The following is a 25,701-nucleotide window of genomic DNA, read 5'->3' as shown; positions in this document are numbered from 1 at the left end:
GTGATGGATCACACGGGGCCGGGTGGCGTTGACACGGAGTGTCATGGCTTCTAGCGTCTCGACTGCTGAAGGTACTAAGCGGTCGCTCACCGCATGTCATGTTCTCTCAAGGGCGAGGAGATCCAGTCATGTCCACCACTGAGCAGCGGGTCGCACTGGTCACCGGCGGTGCCCGCGGCATCGGCGCGGCCACGGCCGTCCGGCTCGCGGCCGAGGGCCGCGCGGTCGCGGTGATCGACCTCGACGAGGCCGCCTGCAAGGACACCGTGGAGAAGATCACCGCCGGAGGCGGCCGGGCCGTGGCCGTCGGCGCCGACGTCTCCGACGAGGCGCAGGTCGAGGCCGCCGTCGCGCGCGTCACCGAGGAGCTGGGCGGACCCACGATCCTGGTCAACAACGCGGGCGTGCTGCGCGACAACCTGCTGTTCAAGATGAGCGTGTCCGACTGGGACACCGTCATGAACGTGCACCTGCGCGGCTCGTTCCTGATGACCCGGGCGGTGCAGAAGCACATGGTCGACGCCGGGTTCGGCCGCGTCGTCAACCTCTCCTCGTCCTCCGCCCTCGGCAACCGCGGCCAGGCCAACTACTCGGCCGCCAAGGCCGGCCTCCAGGGCTTCACCAAGACCCTCGCCAAGGAACTCGGCAAGTTCGGCATCACCGCCAACGCCGTGGCCCCCGGCTTCATCGCCACCGACATGACCGCCGCCACCGCGGACCGCGTCGGTATGGGCTTCGAGGACTTCAAGGCCGCGGCCGCCTCGATGATCCCCGTGCAGCGCGTCGGCGAGCCGGACGACATCGCCAACGCCGTCGCCTTCTTCACGGGCGACGCGGCCGGCTTCGTCTCCGGCCAGGTGCTGTACGTCGCCGGTGGCCCGCTCGACTGACGATCAGGAAGACGGACATGACTGAACTCTCCGGCAAGGTCGCTCTGATCACCGGCGGCAGCCGAGGCATCGGCTACGGCGTGGCCGAGGCGCTCGTCGCACGCGGCGACCGCGTCTGCATCACCGGGCGCAACGAGGACGCGCTGAAGGAGGCCGTGGAACGGCTCGGCCCCGACCGCGCCATCGGCGTCCCCGGCAAGGCGCACGACGAGGCCCACCAGGCCGTCGCCGTCGAGCGCACCATGGAGGCCTTCGGCCGCGTCGACCACCTGGTCAACAACGCCGGCACCAACCCGGTGTTCGGCCCGATCGCCGACCTCGACCTCGACGTGGCGCGCAAGGTGTTCGAGACCAACGTGGTCTCGGCGCTCGGGTTCGCCCAGAAGACCTGGCACGCCTGGCAGAAGGACAACGGCGGCACGATCGTGAACATCGCCTCCGTCGCGGGCCTGTCGCCCTCGCCCTTCATCGGTGCCTACGGCATCAGCAAGGCCGCGATGATCAACCTGACCGTGCAGCTCGCCCACGAGTACGCTCCGCAGGTGCGGGTCAACGCCATCGCCCCGGCCGTGGTGAAGACCAAGTTCGCCCAGGCCCTGTACGAGGGCCGGGAGGCGGAGGCCGCCGCGGCCTACCCGCTGGGCCGGCTCGGTGTCCCCTCCGACATCGGCGGCGCCACCGCGTTCCTCACCTCCGAGCAGTCCGCCTGGGTCACCGGGCAGACGCTCGTCGTGGACGGCGGCATCTTCCTCAACGCCGGCGTCGCCTGAGATGCTGACCCCGGCCGCCAGGTGAGACACCCGGGCGCCGTTTCCCCTCGGGGGCGTCGACTGTGACGCATTCCCGTTGACGGAAACGGCGCCCTTGTCGTGGTACATAGCGCGCAAAGGTGCCGTAGTGGTCAGGTGCCGGGAGCCGACAACGTAGTCGTCGTTGAACGGTTCAATTACGTTGTGGACGACCGGTCCAACCGGCGCGGACGCTGCGGTAGGGTCTGCCGACCCTTGGTATGGCAGATCGAGGAGCGTGCGCGTGTTCAACCGGAACCGATGCCTGCGGAGTGTCGCGGCGATCGCGTCCATATCCCTGGCGACCGGATGCAGCCTGTTCACCGGCGGCGGCGACGACCAGGGCCCGATCGTGGTGGGGACCACCAGTGCCCCCAGCACGTTGGATCCGGCCGCTTCCTGGGACGGCTCCTGGGAGCTGTTCCGCAACGTCTACCAGACCCTGCTCAGCTATCCCGGCGGCGCCATCACCCCCCAGCCCGACGCGGCCGAGGAGTGTGCCTTCACGGACACCTCCAACACCACCTACCGCTGCACCCTGCAGGACGGGCTGCACTTCTCCGGCGGTGCCGCACTGGACGCCGAGGCCGTCAAGTACTCCATCGACCGCATCCTGAAGATCGAGGCACCGACGGGCCCGGCCGGCCTGCTCGGCAGCCTGGAGAGCGTCGAGACCCGCGGTGACCGCGAGATCACCTTCCGTCTCAACACCCCGGACGCCACGTTCCCGTTCGTTCTCGCCACGCCCGCCCTGTCGATCGTGGACCCCAGCGCCTACCCGTCCGACTCCCTGCGCGAGGACGGCCACGTCGACGGCTCCGGCCCCTACACGCTGGAGTCCTACACCGAGAACGACAAGGCCGTCCTCGTCCGCAACGAGCGCTACAAGGGCGCCGCGGAGCTGCGCAACAACGCGGTGACGATCCGCTACTTCCAGGAGTCGGCCGCCATGGTGCAGGCCCTGCGCGACCACCAGATCGACCTCACCTACCGCGGACTCGCCGCCGACGACGTCGTCGACCTGCAGAGCAAGAAGGCCGACGACGACCTCCAGCTGGTGGAGGGCACCGGCGCCAACATCAACTACCTGGTGTTCAACCCCAAGGACAGCTGGGCCGGCAAGCCCGCCGTGCGCAAGGCCGTCGCGCAGATCGTCGACCGCCCGGCGATCGCCCACAAGATCTACCAGGACACCGTGGACCCGCTGTACTCCATGGTCCCCACCGGCGTGACCGGCCACACCACGGGCTTCTTCGACGACTACGGCGACCCCTCCACCAAGAAGGCCGCCGAGATCCTGGCCGAAGCGGGCATCACCGAGACCGTCCCGCTCACCCTCTGGTACACCACCGACCGCTACGGCTCCGAGACGTCCGTGCTCTTCAAGGAGCTCAAGCGGCAGCTGGAGGCCTCCGGCCTGTTCAAGATCACCCTCAAGAGCCGTCCGTGGAAGACCTACGTCGAGGGCTACCAGAACGGCGAGTACCCGGTGTTCGGCCGCGGCTGGTCCCCCGACTTCCCCGACCCGGACAACTTCGTCGCGCCCTTCGTCGGCGACCAGAACGCCCTCGGCACGCCCTACCCGGCGCCCGAGATCACCGGCACCCTGCTGCCCCGCTCCCGGCGGGAGAGCGACCGCGGACAGGTCGTACGGGACTTCGAGGCGGCCCAGCGGATCCTCGTCGAGGACGCGCGGCTGCTGCCGCTGTGGCAGGGCCGGCAGTACATCGCGGCCAGCGAGGAGATCGCCGGCGCGGCACGGGCCCTCGACCCGTCGACGATCATGCTGATGTGGGAGCTGTCCCGGAAGACGAGCTGGTAGACGGCGTACGGCGTACGGCCGACGCGTACGACCGGCGGCCCCCGGCCCCGGCGGCGTCCGCCCCCACGACGGGGTGCGCGGCGCTGCCGGGGCCGCTGTCAGTGGGCGGCGGTAGGTTCTGAGTCCTGCACGATCCGGGCCACCCGGAACCGACCGCACACCGTGAGGAAGTTGACGTGACCGACATCGCCGTGCTGCCCGAGTCCTGGCGCGGGGTCCTGGGCGACGAGCTCCAGCAGCCCTACTTCAAGGAGCTGATGGAGTTCGTCGAGGAGGAACGGGCGAAGGGGCCCGTCTACCCGCCGCGCGAGGAGGTGTTCGCCGCGCTGGAGGCGACCGGCTTCGACGAGGTGAAGGTCCTCGTCCTCGGACAGGACCCGTACCACGGCGAGGGCCAGGGCCACGGCCTGTGCTTCTCGGTACGGCCGGGCGTGAAGACACCCCCCTCGCTGCGCAACATCTACAAGGAGCTGCGCGACGAACTCGACCTGCCCGTCCCGGACAACGGCTACCTGATGCCCTGGGCCCGGCAGGGCGTGCTGCTCCTCAACGCCGTGCTCACGGTCCGCTCCGGCGAGGCCAACTCGCACAAGGGCAAGGGCTGGGAGCGGTTCACCGACGCCGTGATCCGCGCGGTGGCCGACCGGCCCGACCCCGCGGTGTTCGTGCTGTGGGGCAACTACGCCCAGAAGAAGCTGCCGCTGATCGACACCTCCCGGCACGTCGTGGTGAAGGGCGCCCACCCCTCTCCGCTGTCCGCGAAGAAGTTCTTCGGCTCGCGCCCCTTCACGCAGATCGACGAGGCGGTCGCCGCCCAGGGCCACACGCCGATCGACTGGCGCATCCCCGACCTCGGCTGACGGCCGCGGCGCGGGCGCGTCCGGAGCGCGAGGATGCCGTACGGACCCGCCTGGCGGGGATCGGCGGGCCCGGCGGTTAGTGTCGCGGCAGGCGGCGTTCGCCCGTCGAGGAGCGGCGTGGGGTGCGAGCTCCCGGCCTGCCGGGCGTGCCCCCGGCCTGCCGGGCGTGCCCCCGGCCTGCCGGCCGGAAGCCCTCGTACGGGACGTGCTCGGGCCTGCGGGCGGTGCGGCGCGCGTGCGTGCCGGGTGCCGCGGCGGGGCGGACGTCGCCTGCCGCGGCACCAGCGTTCGCAGAGCCGGGACACGGCGGGCGCGCAGGGCGAGCGCCCCGTGCCGGGCAGACGACTGGAGCGGCCGCGGAGGGTGGTCTGATGACGGAGCGACAGGGACGGACGGCACCGGACGCCGTCATGACGCGGATCGGCCAGGTGGTGATGCTGCACCACGCGGGCGACCGCGAGGAGGCCCGGGGGCGCTTCCTCACGCTGTGGGCGGAGCTCGGCGAGGACGGCGACCCGCTGCACCGCTGCACCCTCGCCCACTACCTGGCCGACACCCAGGACGACCCCGACGCCGAACTCGCCTGGGACCTGCGGGCCCTCACCGCCGCGGAGGAGCTCACCGACGACCGGCTCGCCGCCCACGAGGGGGTTCCCGCCGTACGGGCTCTGTACCCGTCCCTGCATCTCAGCGTCGCCGCCGACTACGCCGGACTGGGCCGCCCCGGCGCCGCGCGCAGCCACCTGAGGCGGGCCCGCGACGCGGCGGAGTCTCTCGCCGACGACGGCTACGGCGCGGGCGTCCGCGCGGCCATCGGCCGGCTGGAGCGACGACTGGACGAGCAGCGCGGGGACGGACCCGCGAGGGAACCGTGGGGGCCGCCGCGACAGTGGCCGTAGGGGGCGCAGGGGCGCTTCGGTGCCGGCCCGGCGGCCGGCCGGCAGCCTCTGGCGCCGGCACCCTCTGGCGCAGGCGTCCTCGGGCTCGGGCTCGCTCGAACCCGGCCTCCGCCCGCCGGCCCCGTGGCCGGGTCAGCGGCCGTAGGCCTGCTCGCAGACGGCCGCCTGCGGGCTGTCCGCCGGCCAGCCGCCGTACGTCCTGCCGAGGGCGCACACGTCGGGGCTCCCGCCGACGGCGCCCGACACGTCGGGGACCGTCACACCGGGCGCGTCCGGGTGCGGAGGGTGCTGGGGGTGCGGGGGACGGTGCGGGTGGTGCCGGTCTCCGGAGCGGGGGATCGAGCCGGGCCGACCGGGCTGCCGGGCGCCCGGCGCGTCCGGGGACGCGGCCGACGCGTCGCGGGCAGCCGGCCCGGACTCCGCGGCGGGGCCGTGCTGCGCGGACGACGGGGGCGGTGCCGCCGAGGGGCTGCGGCGCCCGGCCAGCTCCAATGCCTCCCGGGCCGGCGCCTGCACGACCTGCGGCTCGCCGTGCCCGTCCGGGCGGGGCAGCGACGGCTCGGACGGCCGGGACGGCCGGGACGGGGCCGTCGGCGACCCGGGGACCGGCGGGCGCTGGACCGTCACACAGCCGGACAGGGCCGTGACGGCCACGGTCACCAGGAGCGTTGCGGTCGTCGTCGTTCGATGCACCCGCGCCACTCTGGTGGCTCGGCCCCCTCCCGGGACAGCGGACAGGCGCAGGATGCCCCGCACGGGTGATCTCCGGCCCCGTACGGAGGGCACGCCGGCCCGGCGGGTGACGTGCGGCGCCGGCCTCGGAGGTGAAGGAGGCGCGGGCCGGTCGTGCGGCCGGCCGCCGCCGGTGGCCGGGGGCCCGCGGTGAGACGGGCCGGAGGTGGTGCGGGGCGCCCCGCGGAGAGGATGGCCGGGAGTGACGCCCGGCCGCCCGCGGTGAGGTGCGCCGGCAGTGTCCCCGGTCGCGCCCCGAGGGGATCCGGGCCGGCTGCACGCGACGCGTCGGCCGCTCACGGCGGCGTGGCGCGACGGCGGGGTCAGTAGCCGGTGGCCCCGTCGATGCGTTCGCGGATGAGGTCGGCGTGGCCGTTGTGGCGGGCGTACTCCTCGATCATGTGCGTGTAGATCCAGCGGAGGCTGTAACGGGCGTCGCCGTGCCGGGTGTGCCCGTGCGAGAGGTCGTCCAGGCCGAACCGGGCCGCGTTGCGGCGGGCGGCCTCGATCTCGGTCTGCCAGGCGGTGTGCGCCTCCTGCCAGGTGTCGGCCTCGGTGAGGTGGAACTCGGCGTCGGGGTCCTCGTCGCTGTGGTGGAGGGGGCCGGGGGAGTCGTCGGTCAGGACGGCCCGGAACCAGGTCCGCTCCACGTCCGCCATGTGCCGCACCAGCCCCATCAGCGTCAGGTCGGACGGCGGAGCCGAGGGCGTGCGCAACTGCGCGTCGGTGAGACCGGCGCACTTGCGGGCGAGAGTGCCGCGGTGGCAGTCCAGCCAGCCCTCCAGCATGGTGCGCTCGGGGGCGTCCGGGGCGGGCAGGTCCCGCAGGCTCGTCATGCCCTCATGATCGCGCGGCCGCCGCCCGGCGACCAGTCGATTTTCCGCGCAGCAGGAACGGGACGGACAGGACGGCACCGGGCGGCGCTCCCCGACTCCGGGCGCCGGCCGATGCGGGCGGGCGTGCCGGGCGCCCGCCCCGGTCCGCCCCCGGTCCGCCCTGCCCCGCCCCGGTCCGCCCTGCCCCGGTCCGGTCCGCCCCGGTCCGCCCTGCCCCGGTCCGCCCCGGTCCGGGCCGGTGCCGCCGGGGTGCGCGCCGTATGCTGCCGGGCAGGAGGGCCGGCGCCCGTCGAGCGCCGGGCCGGCGTCGAAGGAGTGTCTGTGAAGGTCGGCTGCATCGGACTGGGCGACATCGCGCAGAAGGCGTATCTGCCGGTGCTCGGGGCGCTGCCCGGGGTGGAGCTGCATCTGCAGACCCGCACCGCGGCCACCCTCGACGCGGTCGGTGACGGTCTGCACCTGTCGGCCGGGCAGCGCCACCGGGACCTCGACGGGCTGCTCGCGGCGGACCTCGACGCCGCGTTCGTGCACGCGCCCACCGCGGTCCACCCCGAGATCGTCAGCCGGCTGCTGGCGGCGGGTGTACCGACGTACGTGGACAAGCCGCTGGCGTACGAACTCGCGGAGTCCGAAAGGCTGGTGGAGCTCGCCGAGGAGCGTGGCGTGTCCCTCGCGGTCGGCTTCAACCGGCGCTGGGCGCCCGCGTACGCGCAGTGCGCCGAGCACCCGCGCGAGCTGATCCTCATGCAGAAGAACCGCGTCGGGCTGCCCGAGGAGGCCCGGGGGATGATCCTCGACGACTTCATCCACGTCGTCGACACCCTGCGCTTCCTGGTGCCCGGCCCGGTCGACGACATCACGGTCCGCGCACGGGTGGTGGACGGGTTGCTGCACCACGTGGTGCTCCAGCTCTCCGGCGACGGCTTCACCGCACTCGGCGTGATGAACCGGCTCAGCGGGTCGAACGAGGAGATCCTGGAGGTCTCCGGGCAGGACACCAAGCGGCAGGTGCTCAACCTGGCCGAGGTGATCGACCACAAGGGCCAGCCGACGGTGCGGCGGCGCGGCGACTGGGTGCCGGTGGCCCGGCAGCGCGGCATCGAGGGGGCCGTGCTCGGCTTCCTCGACTCGGTCCGCGCGGGCCGGGTGCTCAGCGCGCGGGACGCGCTGGCGACTCACGAGGTGTGCGAGCGGGTCGTGCACGCGGTCCGGGAGCACTCGCCCGCGGCCTGAGCAGGGCCCGCGTACCGTCCGCCGCGCCCAGCGCGCCCAGCACCAGCAGCGCCGCGTACACCGGCCAGTCGCCGAAGCGGACGTACGGCGTGGTCCCGGAGGCCAGCGGCACCTCGTACACCCGGCCCGCGCTCGCCGCGGTCCCCAGCCTCGCGCCGACGGGGCTGCCGTCCGGGCCGTACACCGCGGACACCCCGGTCAGCGTCGCGTGCACCATCGGACGGCCGGTCTCGGCGGCGCGCAGCGCGGCCAGGGAGGCGTGCTGGGACGGCGCCCAGCTCTGCTGGAACGTCGAGGTCGCCGACTGGGCGACGAGCACCTCGGCGCCGTCGCGGACCAGGGCGCGGCTCAGGTCCGGGAACGCCGACTCGAAGCACACCATCGGGCCGATCCGCAGCCCCGCCACGTCCATCACCACCTGCTCCGTGCCGCGCCGCCGGTCCTCACCCGCGGCCTCGCCCACCGACGTGGCCCAGCCGAGCAGCGCGCGGGCCGGGACGTACTCGCCGAAGGGCACCAGGCGCATCTTGTCGTAGCGGTCACCGGTGGGGCCGTCGGGGCCGACCAGGACGGAACTCTTGTAGATGCCGGGCCGGTCGGAGCGGCGCGCGTCCACGTTGACCAGGACGTCGGCGCCCGTCGCCCGGGACAGTTCGGCGAGCCGTGCGGCCAGGTCGGGCCGGTCGCCCAGGTCGAAGCCGACACTGCTCTCGCCCCAGACGACCAGGTCCGGGGACCGGTCGGCGAGCGCGCGGGTGAGCCGCTCCTCGCGATCGAAGCGGCGGTCGCCGCTGCCGTCGCCCTGGACCACACCGGGCTGGACGACCGCGATACGCACCCGGCCGGCGGGATCCGGGGTGGGAGCCCACACCCAGGCGGCCGAGGTGACGGCGGCCGTCGAGAGCAGCGCGGCCAGCGCGGGCACCGCGGCCGGCCCGGGCCGCGCCGCGGTGGGCGGGGCCGGCGTGGCCGACGCGGCCGGGGCGGCGGCCGACGCGGCCGCGGCACTGGTCATCGTGGCCGGAGCCGGAGCCGGAGCCGGAGCCGGAGCCGGAGCCGGAGCCGGAGCCGGAGCCGGAGCGGTGGCGGGGGCGGGCCGTGAGGTGGACGCGGGCAGCCGGGCCGTGCCCACGACCAGCGCGGCGACGGCCGTGTTCACCGCCACCAGCAGCAGGCTCAGCAGCCACACGCCGCCCACCGACGCCAGCCGCAGCGCGGGCGCCACCTGCCACTGACTGGCCCCGAGCATGCCCCAGGGCCCGCCCAGCCCCTCCCAGGACCGCACCAGTTCCACCGCCAGCCATGCCGAGGGCAGCACGAGCAGCGCGCCGGCCACCCGGCCGGGCCCGGGACGGCCCGCCAGGAAGCGCCGCACCAGCAGCCCCCACGGAGCCCACAGCGCGCCCAGCAGGGCCGCCACGACGAACGTGAACACGTGCAGGTTCGGCAGCAGCCAGTGGTGCACGGCCAGCATGAAGCCGAAGCCGCCCGCCCAGCCGTCGTACGCCGCTCTCGGCGCGGTCGGCGCGGTGCGCGTGAGCAGCATCCACGGGACCAGCGCGACGGGCGCGCACCACCACAGGGCCGGAGCGGGGAAGGCGAGCACGGGCAGCGCCCCGGCGAGCGCGGCCAGCACCGATCTCCGCCAGGGGGAGGTGAGCCACCGTCCGAACGTCCCCATACGACCCTCCTACCCCGGTGCAGCCTCCGTTCTCACCCGGCGGTGTTCCCGGGCGGGGCCGCACACCGGGCGCGGGCCGGCTCAGCTGATCGCGGGAGACGCGGAGCGGCCGGCCAGGCGCCGCCACTTCTCACGGACGACCACCTCCCTCATCCGCCATCCGTCGTACGTCCGGACCAGTGCGAACGCGTACCGGCCGCCGCACACCAGGTCGGGCTCCGCCGAGCCGCCGCCGGCCCTGCTCAGGGGGTTGAGGTAGTCGGCCTGTACGAGGGCGGTGTCTCCGGTGTCCCGTTCCAGCACCTCGAACCGCACCCGCCGGTTGACGATGAGGTGCTGGCGCACCGGAAACACCCGCAGGGTCTCGGCGAGCCACGCGGCGGCGTCCGCCGCCCGCCCCTGGACCCCGCCGGCCGACCGGTAGTCGACCCTTCCGTCCGGCGCGAACAGCGCCCGGTACGCCTCCCAGTCCCCGTCGTCGACGGCGATCGCGTAGCCGGTGATCAGTTCGTCCACGGCCAGCCGGTCCACCACGGTCGCGAGCTCCATGCGCTGCGTCATCGACTCAGTGTCACGGGTGAGGGACGGAGAGCCAAGAGGAGTGCGGGATTTCGTCCGGTCGGCCGCACTCCGGCGGCCGCGGTGCGGTCGGGGCGGCGCGGATCCGCTCGGCGGCTGCGAGTGGTTCCCGAGCGGACTGCGACGGAGTCTCGCCCCGGCCTGGCCTCTTCCTCGACCCGGCCTCGACCCGGCCTCGGCCCGGTCTCGATCCGACGTCGGGCACGGTGCGCCGGGCGCCGTGCGGTACCCCCGGCGACGCCACGTCCGGGGACGCCTCGTCCGGGGTCCACGAGGGGCCGGCGTCAGGCGGCCTCGACCACCTCGCCGCGGACTGCCTCGGCCCATTCGACGACCAACAGCTCGTACTCCGCCCGCTGTTGGGCCGTGAGCGAGCCCCCGGCGCGCCGCCACAGCGCGCGGATGCGCTCGTTGACCTCGTCGGCGGAGCGCCGGGAGGCGGGAGCGGAGCGCACGGGACCACGGACGGTCTCGGAACCGGGGGACATGGCGGCAAGCCTAGGGGCAAGCGCTGACGGAGCGCTACCGGCCGACTACGCGAGCGGCAGAGATCGGCCAGGCCCGCGCCCGCCCGCCCGCCGTGCTCTCCGGCCGGGCCGCCCGGAAGCGCGGTGCGGGACGTCAGGTGCCGAGGTGCTTCAGGGCCTCCCGGACCGTCGGCGGGGCGAAGCGGTGGCCCCGGCGGGAGACGAAGGCACGCACCGGGCCGGAGCCGGTCCGCGCGAACTCGCGCAGGGCCCGGCCGGGAAGACGTCGGTGAGCCGGTCCGGGAGGGTGTCCGCCGGTGTGCTAGGGGGCACCGGGGCCGGGCCGTCGCCGGTGACGGTCATGAGGTGAACCATACGGCGATCACATCCGGTTGTCGGTTAGGGTCACCGGATGCCGCTCGCTGCCACCAACCGCCCGGGGCGTACGGCCGCCGCGTCCGTGTCCTCCTCCGTGCCCGGGCCCGCGCCCGTGGCCGTGCCCGCGCTCGCCACCGCTGATCCGCCACCCGCCGAGGGTCGGGCCGCCGCGGGGCTGCTCGTGGCGGAGCCGGCCCCGGCCGGGCCGGTGGCCGCCGCCGGGCCGGCCGCCGTGGGGGAGTCCGTGCCCTTCCCGGCCGTCGCCGGACTCGCGGGGCGCTGTGCGCGGGTGCTGCTGTCGCCGTGGTCCCGGTTCTCGCTGCTCGTGGCGGTGCTGGGGGGCGCTGTGACAGCCGTGCTGCTGTTCGAGCCGCAGCGCCTGCTGGCCGACGGGTGGCCGCCGCATCTCGGCGGTCTCGCGGCCGCCGCGGTGTTCGCGGCGGCGTACGGTCTGTGCACGGTGGCGTTCGTGCCCAGGCCCCTGCTCAACCTCGCCTCCGGGGCGCTGTTCGGTGCCCAGCTGGGCCTGGCGGCGGCGGTGGCCGGCACCGTGCTCGGGGCGGGGACCTCCTTCTGCCTCGGGCGGATGCTGGGCCAGGACGCGCTGCGACCGCTGCTGCGGGGCCGGCTCCTGACCTCCCTGGACGGGCAGCTCAGCCGGCACGGCTTCCGTTCCGTGCTGGCCGTGCGGCTGTTCCCCGGAGTGCCGTTCCAGGCGGCGAACTACTGTGCCGCGGTGTCCCGGACGGGCCTGGCGCCGTTCCTGCTGGCGACGGGGCTCGGATCGGTCCCGAACACGGCCGCCTACGCGGTCGCGGGCGCCCGGGCCGGCGCCCCGGCCTCCCCCGCCTTCCTCGCCGCCCTGGCCTGCATCGCCGTACCGGCGTCGGCGGGGCTCGTGGTGGCCTGGCGCAGGCGGCACCGGCTGCGCGGGCGGTGAGCGGCGGCAGCCGTGCGGCGGGGCCGGCCACGACGGCCCGGTGACCCGGCGGGCGGCGCGTCGGAGGGCCCGCCCCCGGGCCCCGGGGCTTGGGGGCGACGTCACGCGAGGCTCCGGACCGGCCGGCCGCATCCGGACCGGCCGGGGCCGCCGCGTCCCGGTCTCGCCCGCCGGTGCGGCCCGCGCGGAGGCCGCAGTGCCGCCCGTTCGTCCGACGATCATCTGGACGCCCCCGGCGTCAGGGCGCCCCGTCATGGGGCGCTACGCTGCCCCTCAACGCACCCGACCTCCGCCCGCGCGGGGTCCGGTGCGTCCGTCGCCCGTTGCACGATCGGCACTTGGACTCCGTAACTTCATGTCTTGGTTCGAATCACTCATCCTCGGACTCGTCCAGGGGCTGACCGAGTTCCTCCCCGTGTCCTCCAGCGCGCACCTGCGGCTGACCGCGGCCTTCTCCGGCTGGGAGGACCCGGGAGCGGCGTTCACCGCGATCACCCAGATCGGCACGGAGACGGCGGTGCTGATCTACTTCCGCAAGGACATCGGCCGCATCCTCGCGGCGTGGACGAGGTCGCTGTACGACAAGGCGTGGCGCCACGACCACGACGCCCAGATCGGCTGGCTGGTGATCGTCGGCTCGATCCCGATCGGCGTGCTCGGCCTGACCCTCAAGGACCAGATCGAGGGCCCCTTCCGCGACCTGCGGATCACCGCGACGATGCTGATCGTGGTCGGTGTGATCATGGGCGTCGCCGACCGGCTGGCCGCGCGCGACGAGACCGGCGGCCGGCACCGGGCGGCGCGGACCCGCAAGACCCTGAAGGACCTCGGCGTGCGCGACGGCCTCGTCTACGGCCTCTGCCAGGCCTGCGCCCTCATCCCCGGTGTCTCCCGCTCCGGCGCCACCATCTCCGGCGGCCTCTTCATGGGCTATCAGCGCGAGTCGGCCGCCCGCTACTCGTTCCTGCTCGCCATCCCCGCGGTGCTCGCCTCGGGCCTGTTCGAGCTGAAGGACGCCATGGAGTCCGACCACGTCTCCTGGGGCCCGACGATCTTCGCCACGATCATCGCCTTCGTGTCCGGGTACGCGGTCATCGCCTGGTTCATGAAGTACATCTCCACCAAGAGCTTCATGCCCTTCGTCTGGTACCGCATCGCCCTCGGCATCGTCCTGATCCTGCTGGTGACCGCGGGCGTGCTGAGCCCGCACGCGGCCGAATCCGGCGGCTGAAACCGGGCCACACAAGTAGCGCTATCAAGCATTCCCTAGCGTCTGATTGCAGCACCGCGCCATGATCATCTCCCACTTGTCTCCCACTCATCACCCACCGGGGGGCGGGACACGCCCCTGTGGGGCCCGTAAAGTCGTCGCTGCACGTCGGAGCCGTGATCGGCTGCGGCTGGCAGGATGACCCGGTGATCGTCTCGCTGCTGTACAAGGTGGCCCGCAGGCTGCTGTCCGTCCCCGGCGTGCTGCTGCGCCGTGACACGGCGAAGGACGCAGAGGTGCTGGTGCTGCGGCACGAGAACGCCGTGCTGCGGCGGCAGTTGAAGACCCAGGTTCGCTACGAGCCCTCCGACCGGCTGTGGTTTGCGGCGCTGTCCGCCCTGGTACCCCGTCACCGCTGGAGCCGGGCCTTCCCTGTCACCCCAGGCACGCTGCCGGCCTGGCATCGCCAGCTGATCGCTGCGAAGTGGGACTACAGCGCGCGGCGCGCACGCACCGGTCGCCCGCCCACCGCGGCCGCCCTCAAGCGCCTGGTGCGGCAACTGGCACACGAGAACCCGCGGTGGGGGCACCGGAGAATCCAAGGAGAACTCGCCCGGCTCGGGCACCCCATTGCCTCCTCCACCGTGTGGAAGATCCTCAACGCCGCCGGCCTCGACCCGGCCCCACGCCGCACCGGCCCGACCTGGCGCGATTTCCTGACCGCACCGTGCCCGGCGCCAGCGACCTCCCGAGGCCACCGAGCCGACCACCCCCGTCCACAACCTCGAAGACCGCAGACTCCTCCGAACCCGTATCCTCGGGCGGCACCATCAACGAGTACCGATATGCGGGCTGAGCAGCAGCGATGACTTTCGAGCCCCGCAGGAAGATCCGGGGCGCTCCTGGCTGAGGTCTCCCGGCCGTCAGGCGCGCAGCAGGGTGACGGTGCGCCCGGAGGGCGTGGTCTGCTGCGAGAAGGCGGTGCGCTCGTGGACCGGGGCTGCCTGCGGGCGGGTGTCGAAGACGACGAGGGTGCCCGTGGACAGCTCCATGCGGTCCAGGTAGTCGTCCAACTGTGCCAGCCCCTCGGCGAGGGGGTCGGTGCGGCCCTGGCGCCACACCTTCAGCTCCAGCGCCTCGCGCTGCACCGCCCGCGAACCGTCGGCAGCGGTGTACGGCTGGCGAATCAGCAGGTCCACGCGCCGCCGGCCGACCCCGTACTCCCGGTCGATGAAACCCGCCCGGTTCACGATCCGGTGCAGGTAGGCCATCATCACCAGCTGTGCTGCGGCCTCCGGGTAGGTCGAGGCGGTGGCCAGGATCTCGCCGTTCTCCCGCCAGAACCCGGCGAAGGAGCACAGCAGCTTGTCCATGTCGATCCGGCCGTCCGGCAGCCGGAAGCTGCTCGGGGCGGCGACGACCTGGCCCTCCGTGTTGTTTCCCAGGACCCGGACAATGACCTCCTGGTAGATCGGATTGGCCACCCGCACCGGCGCGTCCGGAGCGACCAGCCCCAGGTCGCGCACGTACGCCAGATCGTCGTCGTACGTGTCCGTCGGCAGGAGCAGCTCGCCGGCGATCACCGGCTGGATCACCCGCCGCACCCGGTCCTCGCCCAACCTGGCGGCCAGCGAGTCCAGATGCGTCGCACGCGCCAGGATCAGCCGTTCCTTCGCCTCCTCCATGTGCTCGGCCGTGATCGGCGTGTCCGACGGCACCCCCATCTCCTCGACGACCTCCCGGGCCAGCGCGTTGACCAGCCACGGCTGTCCCTGGGTAAAGCTGAAGGCACGCTCCAGCGCATCCACCGTGAAATCCTGGCCCGTCTCCGTGGTGTGCTGCCCGTACAACTCGGCGACCTCAGCCTCGGCGAAGTCACCCAACCGCAGCGACGCCACCTTGATGTTGAACGGACTCGACGTACCAAGGCGCCCCGGATCCCCGCCCGAGGCCGCCTTGTAGTCACGCACATCCCGCAGCCCACACAGCACCACTGCATGCGGGAAGCCGCCACGGCTGACAGTGAAGCCATCGCGCAACTGGCGCAGCACACTGCGCAGGCTCTCCCCCCGCAGCGCGTCGATCTCGTCGAAGAACAGCACCAGCGGACGCGGACAGCTCCGCACCCACTCAGTCAGCCCCCGGCTGAGCCGGGACCCGGGCACCGCGTCGGGCCAGGAGGCGGGGGGCGCGAGCTCATCAGGAAGCTCAGCGGACTCCGCGGACCGCCGAATCGCCTCCAGCACCAGCAGCTCGGCCTGGCCGTAGTCCTCCCCGGCCACCTCCGCGCTCTCGCACGAGAAGTGCAGCGCCGCGTACCGGCCCGGGGCCGTCAGTTCCCGGGCCATCGCCGCCAGCACTGTCGTCTTCCCGGTCTGCCGTGGCGCGTGCACCACGAAGTACTGGCCCTGCTCGATGTACCCGCGGGCCCTGGGCAGCCGCTCCTGGGCCGGCACCATGTAGTGACGCGTGGGGACGCACGGCCCGGCCGTATTGAAGTAGCGCATACCTCGCACGCTAGCCGACGGCACCGACAACCTGAGGCGACCGTGCACTCGACCACCGACTGCACCGCCCCGTACGGCCACGAGTGCCAGAGCAGCGGTGCCCCGGTGCGGGGATCACCCGGCGGGCAGACGCAGAAGCGCGGCGCAGAAGCGCGGCCAGCGCCCGCTGGAGCGCCTCCGGCGACCGCCAGGGCATGCAGGTCACCGCGGCACAGCCTTCACGTGCCGATCAGCTCATCCGGGGCACCGTTGTCGTCCCGGTCGGCCTCATGCATCCTGACCTTGCCGAATATCTCATCCGGGCTGGTGAGCGACCCGGGGCGCGCACTGCGGCCAGTGCCTTGTCGGACAGTTTGGCCGCGGGTCAGGGGCCGGTTCCCCGCGACCACGAACGCCGGAAAGCGGCTGTACCTGCTTCGTCACGGCGGCAAGGAGTGACTGGATGAAGATCGACACAGTCGCATCGCCGTGGAGACCCGCATGGGCCGCGAGGTCGCCGGCGTGGACGGTCTCTACTCGCACGTTGCTCTGGCCATGGAGCAGGAGATTGCTGATCTGCTGCACAGCAGGTGTCTGCGCTTCGCGGCCGGCGAGGGAGAGCACTGGAAGGCGCCATCTCCCACCGCTCTACCATTCGATCTTGAAAAGTGGTGGAAAACAGCAGGTCAAAGCCGCTCAGGACACGTCGACATAGTCCCGTTCATGAAGTACATCTCCACCAAGAGCTTCATGCCCTTCGTCTGGTACCGCATCGCCCTCGGCATCGTCCTGATCCTGCTGGTGACCGCGGGCGTGCTGAGCCCGCACGCGGCCGAGTCGGCCGGCTGAGGCCCTGCGCGCCCCGGGGCGGCCGGGCCGCCCCCGCCGTGCCGCGGCCTGTCCGCGTGCCGCGGCGGGGTGTGTGACTCAGGCGCCGTCCGGCCCGGCCCGTCCGGCCCGGCCCGTCCGCGCCCCGGCCCGTCCGGGACAATGAGCACGTGAGCGAGCCGATCCCCGTCATCCGCGCCGTCGACCACGGCACCGCCCGGCTGCTGCCCGACATCGACCGGGACCGGGCCTGGCTGCTGACCGTGGACGGGGCACCCCAGTCGTACGTCGACCTGGACGACCCGACCCACCTGGAGTTCGAGTACGCGCGCCGGCTCGGGCACGTCCTCGACACCGTCGCGGATCCGGGCCGTGCGCTGGACGTGGTGCACCTGGGAGGAGGGGCGTGCACCCTGCCCCGCTATCTCGCCGCCACCCGGCCCGGCTCGCGGCAGGACGTGGTCGAGGCGGACCGGGGCCTGCTGGAGCTGGTCACCGCTCACCTGCCGCTGCCGCGGGACGCGGGGATCGTGACGCACGCGGCGGACGCACGCGGCTGGCTGAGCGGCGCCCCCGCGGCATCCGCCGACGTGATCGTCGCCGACGTCTTCGGCGGCTCCCGGATCCCCGCCCACCTCGCCTGCCTCGGCTACGCCCGTGAGGCGGATCGGGTGCTGCGGCCGGGCGGCGTCTACGCCGCCAACCTCGCCGACGGCGCCCCGTTCGGCTTCCTGCGCTCCCAGCTGGCCACGTTCCGGGCGGTGTTCGAGGAACTGGCGCTGATCGCGGAGCCCGGCGTACTGCGCGGCCGGAGGTTCGGCAACGCGGTGCTCCTCGCCGCGCACCGGCCCCTCGACACGGCGGCCCTGACCCGGCGCACCGCCGCCGACGCCTTCCCGGCGCGCGTCGAACACGGGCGTGCCCTGCGCGCGTTCACCGGCGACGCGGCCGCGGTCCGGGACGCCGACGCCGTACCCTCACCCGTGCCCCCCGACGGGGCGTTCGGCGTCGGGTGAGTGCGGTGGCGCCGGGTCCGGCCGGGTCCGCGCTGACGGCGGCGGGGCGGGAGGGCGGCGGAGCTCACGGACCGACCGTCCTTGCCGCCGGCCGCGTCTGCCGAACGGAGACGCCGGTCACCCGGCGGCGCGGCCGCCGGACCGGTTCGGCCGGCTCTGCGGGGCTTCGACCGCTTCGGCGCTCCGGCCGGTGGTGCGGATCAGCTGGCGGTCGCCTCGCCCTCCAGGCGGACCGTGCTCAGGATCTTCATGATCGTCTCCTTCGGCACCTCGCCCTCGACGCCCTTGGCACCGTAGAGGTTCCAGGCCACGAACGCGCCGTCGGCGTTCTTGAAGCCGAAGGTGACGGCCTTGCCGTCGCTGGCGCACTTCCCCTTCTGCGGGGTGTTCGTCGACTCGGCCCAGGCGATGCTGCCCTCGATGCCCGAGGCGGTGGTGTAGGGCTTGGCCTTCTCGTCGAACGTGAGGCTCTTCTTGTCCGGCTGCGTGTAGCCGCCGTACACCCACCAGGGGACCTGGTTGACCGCGACCTCGTCGGTGTCCTTCGCGCCGTCGGCGCCCTTCGTGCCCACCGCGGCCAGGGACGTGTCCTCGGTCCGGCCGTCCTTGTCGTCGTCGGCGGTGCACCACTTGGGCTTGAAGTACGCCGGGGCCGACATCACGATGAGCGGCTTGCCGTCCTCGGACTTGCGGTCCTCGAAGCCGATGGTCGTCCGGGCCGACTCCACCACCCACTCCGCGGGCACGTCGAAGGCGACGCCCCACTTCGGGTTCACGACCACCTTCCAGCCCTCGACGGTGGGTTCGAGGCCGTCGCCGCCGCGCGGGTCGTCGTCCGGACCGGACGCGCCGTCACCCGGCTCGGCGGACGCGGTGGACCCGGACGCGGACGGGCCGGCCGCCCCCTGGCCGGCACCGCCGTCCGCCGCGGTGTCCCGGTCCCCGCTCAGGACCAGGAAGCCGGTCACCGCGGCGGTCACCACCACCGCGCCCGCGGCGACGACCGCCACCAGCCTGGTCCGGTTCCCGCCGCCCCCGCCGCCGGGCTCGGCCTGCGGTGTCGCCACGGTCTGCGGCATCCCCCACGGCTGCTGCCGGGGCTGCTGGTAGGGGTTCGGCTGCTGGTAGCCGGGCTGCTGGTACGGGTTCGGCTGCTGGTACCCCGGCTGCCGGTACGGGTTGTCCCCCTGCGGGGTGTTCGACTGCGGGTTCTGCTCGCCCCCGGGCGGCTGCTGTCCTGGCCACATGTGCCGTAACCCTAGCCCCGCCCTGGAAACGATGCGGTCACCGGTCCTTGCCAGGGACGTACCGCCGTGGAACGGCGATCGTGCCGGCAGCGGGGCCAGGGCTGCGGTCCGCTCTGGCCACCCTGGCTACTCATGGGTAACATTCTCGCCATGAGCGCAGATCAGATGTCCATCGGCGAGTTGCTCGCCGCCACGGTGCCGATGGTTCGCACCCTGAACCTGGAGTACCTGGAGACCACGCCGGAGCGGGCCGTGCTGGCCCTGCCGGACCAGGGCGAGTACCGCAACCACGTCGGCGGACCGCACGCGGGCGCGATGTTCACGCTCGGCGAGTCGGCGAGCGGCGCGATCGTGCTCGCCGCCTTCGGCGACCAGCTCTCCCGCGCGGTGCCGCTGCCGGTACACGCCGAGATCGCCTTCCGGAAGATCGCGCTCGGCCCGGTCAAGGCCACCGCCACGCTCGGCCGGCCCGTCGCCGACGTCGTCGCGGAACTCGACGAGGGCAAGCGCCCCGAGTTCCCCGTGGCCGTCGCCATCCAGCGTGAGGACGGCGCGGTGACGAGCGAGATGACCGTCGTCTGGACCCTGCGCCCCAACGGCTGAGCGGCCTGAGGGCGCCGCGCGCCCGCGGTTCCGCCGCGCGGGCGGCCGCCTGGCGTGGCCCGTGTCCCTGCGGGCGGGTGGCGCGCCGTTCCGCGGCCCCGCCCGCAGGGCGGTTCCGCCGCGCGGGCGGCTGGGCGGGTGCGTTCCCCCGTCATGCCGGCCGGGGCCGTGACCCCGCTTCCCGACGTCGCGAAGCCGCTGCTCCGTGCCGGCGGTGCCGAGGGCCCGCGGCTCCGTGCCGACATGGCCGGGCGGCGCGGCTCCGCGCTTCTGCGGCGCCCGCGAGACCGCCGGGTGCGCTCCAGCACCCGTCGGCCGTACGGCGCCGCCCAGCACCCGTCGGCCGTACGGTGCCGCCCAGCACCCGTCGGCTGTATGGTGCCGCCCAGCACCCGTCGGCTGTATGGTGCCGCTTCGCGCCGGTCGGCTGTGGTGCCGCTTCGTGCCGGTCGGCTGTATGGTGCCGCTCCGCGTCCGTCTGCCGGGCGGTGCCGCTCCGCGTCCGTCCGCCGGGCGGGGCCCGCCCGTGTGGCCTCGCCTGCCTCGGGGTCCGGCCCCTTCCCGGTCCCGGGCCCCGCCGTTCTCCCCGCCGTTCTCGGGGGTGCCCGGTGCCCGCCCGGTGTCCGCGCCCGGCCACACCTGCCGTCTCCTGCCTCCTCCCTCCGCCTTCCCGCCTCCTCCCTCCGGCCGTCGCCGGGGACCTGTGCGTGTGCATGCCGTTGACACGGGTCATCGGCCGTCGTGGCCCACCGCCGCGCCCGGCGGTGTCTGACGTGCCGTCATGTGAGCCGTGCCGCACAGTGGGTGCACCGGGCGAACGCAGCCCGGCCGCCGGGCGGGCCCGCCGTCCCGCCTGCCGTGTCAGCACACCTGAGGAGTGACGGCCCATGTCCGACACCGTTCGCCGGCGTTCCGCCCTGCGCCTGCTCGGCGCCGCCGTCGCCGTCGCCACGGCGACCACCTCCGGCGTCGGGGTCCCCGCCCACGCCGCCGCCCGTCCCGACCGCGGCGCGGGCCGCCGCGTCGAGAGCCTGCTCGCCCGGCTCACCCTCGACGAGAAGATCTCCCTCCTGCACGGCTCCACCGACCCCGCCTCCCTCGGCCAGGCCGGGTACCTCCCCGGCGTCCCCCGCCTGGGCATCCCGCCCCTGCGTCTGGCCGACGGTCCGGCCGGGGTCCGCCTGACCCCGTCCCGGCCCCGGACGGACCAGTCCGGTCTCCCGGCCGCCGCCACCGCACTGCCCGCCCCCGTCCTGCTCGCCTCCGCGTTCGATCCCGCGCTGGCCCGCCGCTACGGCGAGGTCATCGGCCGTGAGGGCCGCGCGCTCGGCCAGGACGTCCTGCTCTCCCCGATGGTCAACCTCATCCGCACGCCGTACGCGGGCCGCAACTTCGAGACCTTCTCCGAGGACCCGCTGCTCTCCGCCGACCTGGTCGCCGCCGAGATCGAGGGCATCCAGAGTCAGGGCCTCATCGCGACCGTCAAGCACTTCGCGCTGAACAACCAGGAGAAGGACCGCGGCACCATCGACGTGCGGGCCGGTGAACGCACCCTGCACGAGGTCGAACTGCGCGGCTTCGAGGCCGCCGTGGCGGCCGGCACCGGCGCCGTCATGGGCGCCTACAACAAGGTCAACGGTACGTTCGCCTGCGAGAACAAGGACCTGCTCAGCACCGTCCTGCGCGACCGCTGGGGCTTCGACGGCTGGGTGATGACCGACTGGTTCGCCGCCCACAGCACGGTCAAGGCCCTCACCGCGGGGCTCGACATGGAGATGCCCGACGGGCGGTACTTCGGTACCGCGCTCAGGACGGCGGTGCGGGACGGCAGTGTGCCCGAGCGCTACGTCGACCGGGCGGTGCGCCGGCTGCTGTCGGTGCTCGACCGCTTCGGGCTGCTCGACGACCGGCGGCCGGCCCGCCCCCGCCACAACCCGCAGGCCGGCGCGGCCCTCGCCCGGGAGGTCGCCGAGGCGGGCGCCACCCTGCTGCGCAACGAACGCGGTACCCTGCCGCTGTCCGGCGGCGACATCGCGGTGATCGGCCCGACCGGCGCCACCGCCTTCGTCAGCGGCGGCGGCAGCGCGCACGTCGTCCCCGCCCATGCCGACAGCCCCCTGGACGCCATCCGGGCCCGCGCCGGGCACGGCACCCGCGTCACCTACGCCCTCGGTGAGGACCTCTTCGGCAAACCCGTCCCCGCCGCCGCCCTCAGCCCCGCCCTCGACACCGAGAGCCGGGGCGTGGACGCGGGCCGGACCTGGTCGTACGAGGGCACCCTCACCCTCGACGAGGCCGACGAGTGGACCTTCGTCCTGCACTACTCGGGTGCCCCGGCCGGCCGGCCCCGGGTCCTGGTGGACGGCGAGGAGCTCTTCCCGCTCGCCCCGGGCTGGGGCGAGTACCTCATGGGCGGCCTGGTCACCGCGGCTCCCGACGGGCTCGGGGTGCGTCGCCGCACCCTCGCCCTGGGCGCCGGACCGCACCGGCTGCGCATCACCGCCCGGGGCGGCGCCGACGGGCTGCTGTTCCGGCTGCGCCGCAGCACCGGCGCCACCCGCGCCCAGGACGTCGCGGAAGCCGTCGCCGCCGCGCGCCGGGCCCGGCACGTGGTGCTGTTCGCCTACGAGGACGCCACCGAGGGTCTGGACCGCGCCACCCTCGCCCTGCCCGGCGGGCAGGCGGGCCTGGTGGAGTCCGTGACCGCCGTCAACCCGCGCACCACCGTCGTCCTCAACACCTCCTCCGCGACCGCGATGCCGTGGCTGGCGCGCACCGGAGCGGTGCTCCAGATGTACTACCCGGGCCAGGAGGGCGCGGCCGCCACCGCCGCCGTGCTGTTCGGCGACCGCGACCCGGGCGGCCGGCTCACCCAGACCTTCCCGGTCGACGACGGCAGCCACCCCGTCGCCGGGGACCCGCGCCGCTACCCAGGGGTGGACGGCGTCGAGGAGTACGGCGAGGGCGTCCACGCCGGCCACCGCTGGTACGACGCGGAGGGGGTCCGGCCCCTGTTCCCGTTCGGACACGGGCTGTCGTACACCTCGTTCGCCTACGCGGACCTGTCGGTCCGCCGCGGCAGCGGCGACCCGGACGGCCTGCACGTGTCCTTCACCGTGCGCAACACCGGGCGCCGCGCGGGCGTGGCCGTGCCGCAGGTGTACCTCGGGCCGTCGCCCGACCTGCGCCTGGACCAGCCGGTGCGGGTGCTCGCCGGATACCGGCGGCTGGACCTGCGGGCGGGGGAGCGCCGCCGGGTCACGGTGCGGGTCGCACCGCGCACCCTGTCGTCCTGGGACGCCGCCCGAGCCGGCTGGGTGCTCGGCACCGGCCGCCGTACCGTCTGGGTCGGCGCGTCCGCGCGCGACCTGCGCCTGCGCACGAGCGCGGAGGTCCGCCCCTGACCCCGTCGTGCGGCCGGCCCGTGCGGGGACGGGCACCTCGGGGCAACCTCCGGGCCTCCGGAAGCGTCACACTGACCAGGTAGGCTGCACCGGCGCGCACCCGCAGGCCGGGCGCGCGCCGGAACAGGGCGCCGTCGCTCCGACCGGCATCGGGGGCGCCGACCGCCGGTACGACGGGTACGGCCGGTGGGGCCCGCCAGGTCCGGTGCGACCGGTGGGCCTGTCGCGGCCGGTGCGGCCGGCACGACGGCAGGACCGGCGAAGCCGGTACGAAGGGGACGGGCGGTACGGCCGGCACGGCCGGTACGGCGGTGTCGGCCACAGGCCGGACACGGGCATGGGAGGAAAGCGGCGTTGCACGTCCACGAGTGGCTCGAAACGGTGCCTCCGCTCGCCATCTACCTGCTGGTGGGCCTGGTCATCGGGCTGGAGAGCCTCGGCATCCCGCTGCCCGGCGAGATCATCCTGGTCTCCTCCGCGCTGCTCGCCTCCCAGCACGGCGAGATCGACCCGTTCGTGCTGGGCGCCTGTGCGAGCGCGGGTGCGGTCATCGGGGACTCGATCGGCTACGCCATCGGACGCAAGGGCGGCCGGCCCCTGCTGGCCTGGCTCGGCGGGAAGTTCCCCCGGCACTTCAGCGAGGGGCATGTCGCGACCGCCGAGCGCTCCTTCCAGAAGTGGGGCATGTGGGCGGTGTTCTTCGGCCGCTTCGTCGCGCTCCTGCGGATCTTCGCGGGCCCGCTCGCGGGCGTCCTGCACATGCCGTACTGGAAGTTCCTCATCGCCAACGTCTTCGGCGGCATCCTCTGGGCCGGCGGCACGACGGCGGTCATCTACTACGTCGGTGTGGTCGCCGAGTCCTGGCTGAAGCGGTTCTCCTGGCTGGGCCTGGCCGCGGCCGTCCTGGTTGGTCTGACCTCGGTCCTGGTCGTCCGGCGCAAGGCGCGGAAGGCGACGGCCGCGGCGGCCGAGCAGGCGGCCGCCCCGGTTCCGGCCGGCGACTGAACGGGCGCGAATGAACGGGCGCGAATGAACGGGCGCGGCGGAAGGGACCGGCGGGCGGCCGGCGTCCGCCGAGCCGGTGCCGCCGGCCCACCGCACCGGCCCGCGGCGCGCCCGTCGCACGGAGGCCGGACCGAACCGGCCTCGGCCGGCCGCCGCAAAGCGCCCGCGGCACCCGCCCGGAACCGCGGCTAGCCGCGCCCCTCGTGCACCTCGCGGTGTGCCTTCCCGAGGCCGGCGTACATCACGCCGTTCAGTGAGACCCCCTGCCGCTCCTCCTCCGTCAGCTCCCGCCGCACCTTCGCGGGCACACCGGCGACCAGGGACCCGGGCGGCACCCGCATCCCCTGCGGTACCAGGGCCTGCGCCGCGACCAGCGAGCCCGCCCCGATCACGGCCCCGTTCAGGACGGTGGCGCCCATCCCGATCAGGCAGTCGTCCTCGACGGTCGCCCCGTGCACGACCGCGTTGTGCCCGATGGACACCCGCTCGCCGACCGTCACCGGGAACCCCGGATCGGCATGCAGGGTGCAGTTGTCCTGCACGTTGCTGCTCGCCCCGACGGAGATCCGCTCGACGTCACCGCGCAGTACGGCCCCGTACCAGACCCCGGCCGCCGCCCCCACGGTGACGTCGCCGATCACCGACGCCGTGGGCGCCACGAACGCCTCCGCGTCGATCCTCGGCTCCTTGCCGCCGATCCCCGTGACCAATGCGCGCTGTTCCATACCCGCCTCCCAGTCCCGGCCGTCCCGCACGGACCCGCACGGGCACCCCGTGCCGACACCCCGCACGGTACGCCAAGCGGTGGGGCGAAGATCACAGGCCCTCGACGCGGTGGGGGCGGGCCGTGCTGAGTACCGTGAGCCCCGTGCCGAAGAGCAAGAACACGTTCTCGTCCTGGCGGCGCCGACTGGCGCAGCGTGCCGTGCACGCCGGCTGGGCCTGGGTGCAGCGCACCGGCTCGGTGACGGCCGCGCACCCCGGCCGCTTCCGCTTCGGCGCCCTCGGAGAGGCCACCCGGCTGGCGTTCCCGCTGGGCACGGTCTTCGGCGAACCCTGGATCCGTCTGGGCGCGCACTGCATCGTCGGAGAGCAGGTCACCCTCACCGCCGGCCTGATGCCGGACCTCGATCTGGGCCCGGACCCGATCCTGCGCATCGGCGACGGCGTCGTCCTCGGCCGCGGCAGCCACGTCATCGCCGACACCACGGTCACCATCGGCAGCGACTGCTACTTCGGCCCGTATGTGTACGTCACCTCGACGAATCACTCCTACGACGATCCGCACGAGCCGATCGGCAGGCAGTGGCCCCGGATGGAGCCGGTGGAGATCGGCCCCGGCTGCTGGATCGGCACCGGAGCGGTGATCCTGCCCGGCGCCCGCATCGGCCGGAACGTGGTGGTGGCGGCGGGCGCCGTGGTCCGCGGCAGTGTGCCCGACCACGCGGTGGTGGCGGGCGCCCCCGCCCGCGTCGTCCGTCGCTGGACCCCGGACGGCGGCTGGCAGCCCCCGCTGCGGACTCCGGCTCCGCGGCCGATCCCCGACGGGGTCACCCCGGACCAGCTGCGCGCCCTGTCGGACCTGGACGAGGACACGGTGGCCCGGCTCGCGGCGCTGGACGGGGAGTCGGCGGCGCGGCCGGCGGAGTGGGAGGCCGGCGCGTGACGCGCGGGCCGGACCGGCGGTGGCAGGCGCCCGGCCGGCGCCACACGCGCGGCCGCCGGTGACGGGCGGGAGGCCCGGCGGGCGGTCCGCCGCGGGGCCGGGGAGGTTTGGAGCGGGCCGGCGGCCGGGGC

General features: G+C 74.2%; 21 protein-coding genes and 2 pseudogenes. 15 read left to right on the top strand and 8 right to left on the bottom strand.

Annotated features, from left to right (window positions below; genetic code table 11):
• Positions 1-128: 128 nt before the first annotated feature.
• From fabG to AC5K6T_RS19670, 5 genes are all read left to right on the top strand, one after another.
• The gene (fabG, locus tag AC5K6T_RS19690; RefSeq protein ID WP_493210727.1) at positions 129-890 is read left to right on the top strand and encodes a 3-oxoacyl-ACP reductase FabG; all 762 of its coding nucleotides are present in this window, start codon (positions 129-131) and stop codon (positions 888-890) included.
• 17 nt (positions 891-907) lie between these two features.
• On the top strand, positions 908-1,660 hold the full coding sequence (locus tag AC5K6T_RS19685) for an SDR family oxidoreductase (protein WP_493210726.1): 753 nt from the start codon (positions 908-910) through the stop codon (positions 1,658-1,660).
• 262 nt (positions 1,661-1,922) lie between these two features.
• Entirely contained in the window at positions 1,923-3,500 is a 1,578-nt protein-coding gene (locus AC5K6T_RS19680) for an ABC transporter substrate-binding protein (protein WP_493210724.1), read from the top strand.
• A gap of 176 nt (positions 3,501-3,676) precedes the next feature.
• The gene (gene ung, locus AC5K6T_RS19675) at positions 3,677-4,360 is read left to right on the top strand and encodes a uracil-DNA glycosylase (protein ID WP_493210723.1); all 684 of its coding nucleotides are present in this window, start codon (positions 3,677-3,679) and stop codon (positions 4,358-4,360) included.
• Positions 4,361-4,731: 371 nt separating this feature from the next.
• On the top strand, positions 4,732-5,259 hold the full coding sequence (locus AC5K6T_RS19670) for a hypothetical protein (protein ID WP_493210721.1): 528 nt from the start codon (positions 4,732-4,734) through the stop codon (positions 5,257-5,259).
• 132 nt (positions 5,260-5,391) lie between these two features.
• Here AC5K6T_RS19670 and AC5K6T_RS19665 read toward each other — a convergent pair whose 3' ends face one another.
• Both AC5K6T_RS19665 and AC5K6T_RS19660 read right to left on the bottom strand, forming a co-directional pair.
• Positions 5,392-5,952, bottom strand: coding sequence for a hypothetical protein (locus tag AC5K6T_RS19665; RefSeq protein ID WP_493210719.1), 561 nt, complete (start codon positions 5,950-5,952; stop codon positions 5,392-5,394).
• A gap of 362 nt (positions 5,953-6,314) precedes the next feature.
• Entirely contained in the window at positions 6,315-6,827 is a 513-nt protein-coding gene (locus tag AC5K6T_RS19660; protein ID WP_493210717.1) for a DinB family protein, read from the bottom strand.
• 321 nt (positions 6,828-7,148) lie between these two features.
• On the opposite strand from AC5K6T_RS19660, the gene AC5K6T_RS19655 reads away from it, so the two are divergent.
• Positions 7,149-8,060 (top strand): Gfo/Idh/MocA family protein, encoded by a 912-nt coding sequence (locus AC5K6T_RS19655; protein WP_493210715.1) that lies wholly within the window; start codon positions 7,149-7,151, stop codon positions 8,058-8,060.
• Here the strand turns inward: AC5K6T_RS19655 and lnt are convergent.
• From lnt to AC5K6T_RS19640, 3 genes are all read right to left on the bottom strand, one after another.
• The gene (gene lnt / locus AC5K6T_RS19650; RefSeq protein ID WP_493210713.1) at positions 7,978-9,741 is read right to left on the bottom strand and encodes an apolipoprotein N-acyltransferase; all 1,764 of its coding nucleotides are present in this window, start codon (positions 9,739-9,741) and stop codon (positions 7,978-7,980) included. The genes AC5K6T_RS19655 and lnt overlap by 83 nt on opposite strands.
• Positions 9,742-9,822: 81 nt before the next feature.
• A complete protein-coding gene (locus AC5K6T_RS19645) occupies positions 9,823-10,302 on the bottom strand; it encodes a nuclear transport factor 2 family protein (protein ID WP_493210712.1) in 480 nt (159 codons plus the stop codon).
• Positions 10,303-10,604: 302 nt separating this feature from the next.
• A complete protein-coding gene (locus AC5K6T_RS19640; RefSeq protein ID WP_493210895.1) occupies positions 10,605-10,808 on the bottom strand; it encodes a hypothetical protein in 204 nt (67 codons plus the stop codon).
• A gap of 532 nt (positions 10,809-11,340) precedes the next feature.
• Between AC5K6T_RS19640 and AC5K6T_RS19635 the strand changes: the two genes are divergently transcribed.
• The 3 genes and pseudogenes from AC5K6T_RS19635 to AC5K6T_RS19625 all read left to right on the top strand — a co-directional run.
• Complete coding sequence (locus tag AC5K6T_RS19635) at positions 11,341-12,105, top strand: TVP38/TMEM64 family protein (protein ID WP_493210885.1); 765 nt, start codon at positions 11,341-11,343, stop codon at positions 12,103-12,105.
• 355 nt (positions 12,106-12,460) lie between these two features.
• Positions 12,461-13,336: an undecaprenyl-diphosphate phosphatase gene (locus AC5K6T_RS19630; RefSeq protein ID WP_493210710.1), complete on the top strand. Its 876-nt coding sequence runs from the start codon at positions 12,461-12,463 to the stop codon at positions 13,334-13,336.
• Positions 13,337-13,521: 185 nt separating this feature from the next.
• Positions 13,522-14,040: pseudogene (locus tag AC5K6T_RS19625) on the top strand (IS3 family transposase); the annotation flags it as partial.
• 198 nt (positions 14,041-14,238) lie between these two features.
• Here AC5K6T_RS19625 and AC5K6T_RS19620 read toward each other — a convergent pair.
• On the bottom strand, positions 14,239-15,822 hold the full coding sequence (locus AC5K6T_RS19620; RefSeq protein ID WP_493210708.1) for an ATP-binding protein: 1,584 nt from the start codon (positions 15,820-15,822) through the stop codon (positions 14,239-14,241).
• A 690-nt stretch (positions 15,823-16,512) separates the two neighbouring features.
• Between AC5K6T_RS19620 and AC5K6T_RS19615 the strand changes: the two are divergent.
• Positions 16,513-16,650 (top strand): annotated as a pseudogene (locus AC5K6T_RS19615) (undecaprenyl-diphosphatase); the annotation flags it as partial.
• Between the two features lie 149 nt (positions 16,651-16,799).
• Positions 16,800-17,645, top strand: coding sequence for a spermidine synthase (locus tag AC5K6T_RS19610; protein ID WP_493210706.1), 846 nt, complete (start codon positions 16,800-16,802; stop codon positions 17,643-17,645).
• A 200-nt stretch (positions 17,646-17,845) separates the two neighbouring features.
• On the opposite strand, the gene AC5K6T_RS19605 is transcribed toward AC5K6T_RS19610, so the two are convergent.
• The gene (locus AC5K6T_RS19605) at positions 17,846-18,892 is read right to left on the bottom strand and encodes a DUF8017 domain-containing protein (RefSeq protein WP_493210705.1); all 1,047 of its coding nucleotides are present in this window, start codon (positions 18,890-18,892) and stop codon (positions 17,846-17,848) included.
• 165 nt (positions 18,893-19,057) lie between these two features.
• Between AC5K6T_RS19605 and AC5K6T_RS19600 the strand changes: the two genes are divergently transcribed.
• The 3 genes from AC5K6T_RS19600 to AC5K6T_RS19590 all read left to right on the top strand — a co-directional run bounded on the left by AC5K6T_RS19600 (position 19,058) and on the right by AC5K6T_RS19590 (position 23,904).
• Positions 19,058-19,495 carry a DUF4442 domain-containing protein gene (locus AC5K6T_RS19600; RefSeq protein WP_493210883.1) on the top strand — a complete coding sequence of 146 codons (438 nt, stop codon included), beginning with the start codon at positions 19,058-19,060 and terminating at the stop codon, positions 19,493-19,495.
• Between the two features lie 887 nt (positions 19,496-20,382).
• The gene (locus tag AC5K6T_RS19595) at positions 20,383-22,899 is read left to right on the top strand and encodes a beta-glucosidase family protein (protein ID WP_493210704.1); all 2,517 of its coding nucleotides are present in this window, start codon (positions 20,383-20,385) and stop codon (positions 22,897-22,899) included.
• A 354-nt stretch (positions 22,900-23,253) separates the two neighbouring features.
• Positions 23,254-23,904, top strand: coding sequence for a DedA family protein (locus AC5K6T_RS19590; protein ID WP_493210702.1), 651 nt, complete (start codon positions 23,254-23,256; stop codon positions 23,902-23,904).
• Between the two features lie 188 nt (positions 23,905-24,092).
• Here AC5K6T_RS19590 and AC5K6T_RS19585 read toward each other — a convergent pair whose 3' ends face one another.
• The gene (locus tag AC5K6T_RS19585) at positions 24,093-24,629 is read right to left on the bottom strand and encodes a gamma carbonic anhydrase family protein (protein WP_493210701.1); all 537 of its coding nucleotides are present in this window, start codon (positions 24,627-24,629) and stop codon (positions 24,093-24,095) included.
• 143 nt (positions 24,630-24,772) lie between these two features.
• Between AC5K6T_RS19585 and AC5K6T_RS19580 the strand changes: the two genes are divergently transcribed.
• Entirely contained in the window at positions 24,773-25,570 is a 798-nt protein-coding gene (locus tag AC5K6T_RS19580; RefSeq protein WP_493210699.1) for an acyltransferase, read from the top strand.
• Positions 25,571-25,701: the final 131 nt, after the last annotated feature.

It is taken from the genome of Streptomyces sp. B8-7, assembly GCF_058833805.1.
Note: the sequence above shows the minus strand (reverse complement) of the source record. Positions and strands in the feature narration are given on the sequence as shown.

Excerpts from the sequence above, each read along its gene's own strand:
- AC5K6T_RS19585 (WP_493210701.1), bottom strand. The coding sequence starts at position 24,629 with ATGGAACAGCGCGCATTGGTCACGGGGATCGGCGGCAAGGAGCCGAGG.
- AC5K6T_RS19670 (WP_493210721.1), top strand. The coding sequence starts at position 4,732 with ATGACGGAGCGACAGGGACGGACGGCACCGGACGCCGTCATGACGCGG.
- lnt (WP_493210713.1), bottom strand. The coding sequence starts at position 9,741 with ATGGGGACGTTCGGACGGTGGCTCACCTCCCCCTGGCGGAGATCGGTG.
- AC5K6T_RS19600 (WP_493210883.1), top strand. The coding sequence starts at position 19,058 with ATGTCCATCGGCGAGTTGCTCGCCGCCACGGTGCCGATGGTTCGCACC.
- AC5K6T_RS19630 (WP_493210710.1), top strand. The coding sequence starts at position 12,461 with ATGTCTTGGTTCGAATCACTCATCCTCGGACTCGTCCAGGGGCTGACC.
- AC5K6T_RS19685 (WP_493210726.1), top strand. The coding sequence starts at position 908 with ATGACTGAACTCTCCGGCAAGGTCGCTCTGATCACCGGCGGCAGCCGA.
- AC5K6T_RS19620 (WP_493210708.1), bottom strand. The coding sequence starts at position 15,822 with ATGCGCTACTTCAATACGGCCGGGCCGTGCGTCCCCACGCGTCACTAC.
- AC5K6T_RS19605 (WP_493210705.1), bottom strand. The coding sequence starts at position 18,892 with ATGTGGCCAGGACAGCAGCCGCCCGGGGGCGAGCAGAACCCGCAGTCG.
- fabG (WP_493210727.1), top strand. The coding sequence starts at position 129 with ATGTCCACCACTGAGCAGCGGGTCGCACTGGTCACCGGCGGTGCCCGC.
- AC5K6T_RS19645 (WP_493210712.1), bottom strand. The coding sequence starts at position 10,302 with ATGACGCAGCGCATGGAGCTCGCGACCGTGGTGGACCGGCTGGCCGTG.
- AC5K6T_RS19640 (WP_493210895.1), bottom strand. The coding sequence starts at position 10,808 with ATGTCCCCCGGTTCCGAGACCGTCCGTGGTCCCGTGCGCTCCGCTCCC.
- AC5K6T_RS19660 (WP_493210717.1), bottom strand. The coding sequence starts at position 6,827 with ATGACGAGCCTGCGGGACCTGCCCGCCCCGGACGCCCCCGAGCGCACC.
- AC5K6T_RS19595 (WP_493210704.1), top strand. The coding sequence starts at position 20,383 with ATGTCCGACACCGTTCGCCGGCGTTCCGCCCTGCGCCTGCTCGGCGCC.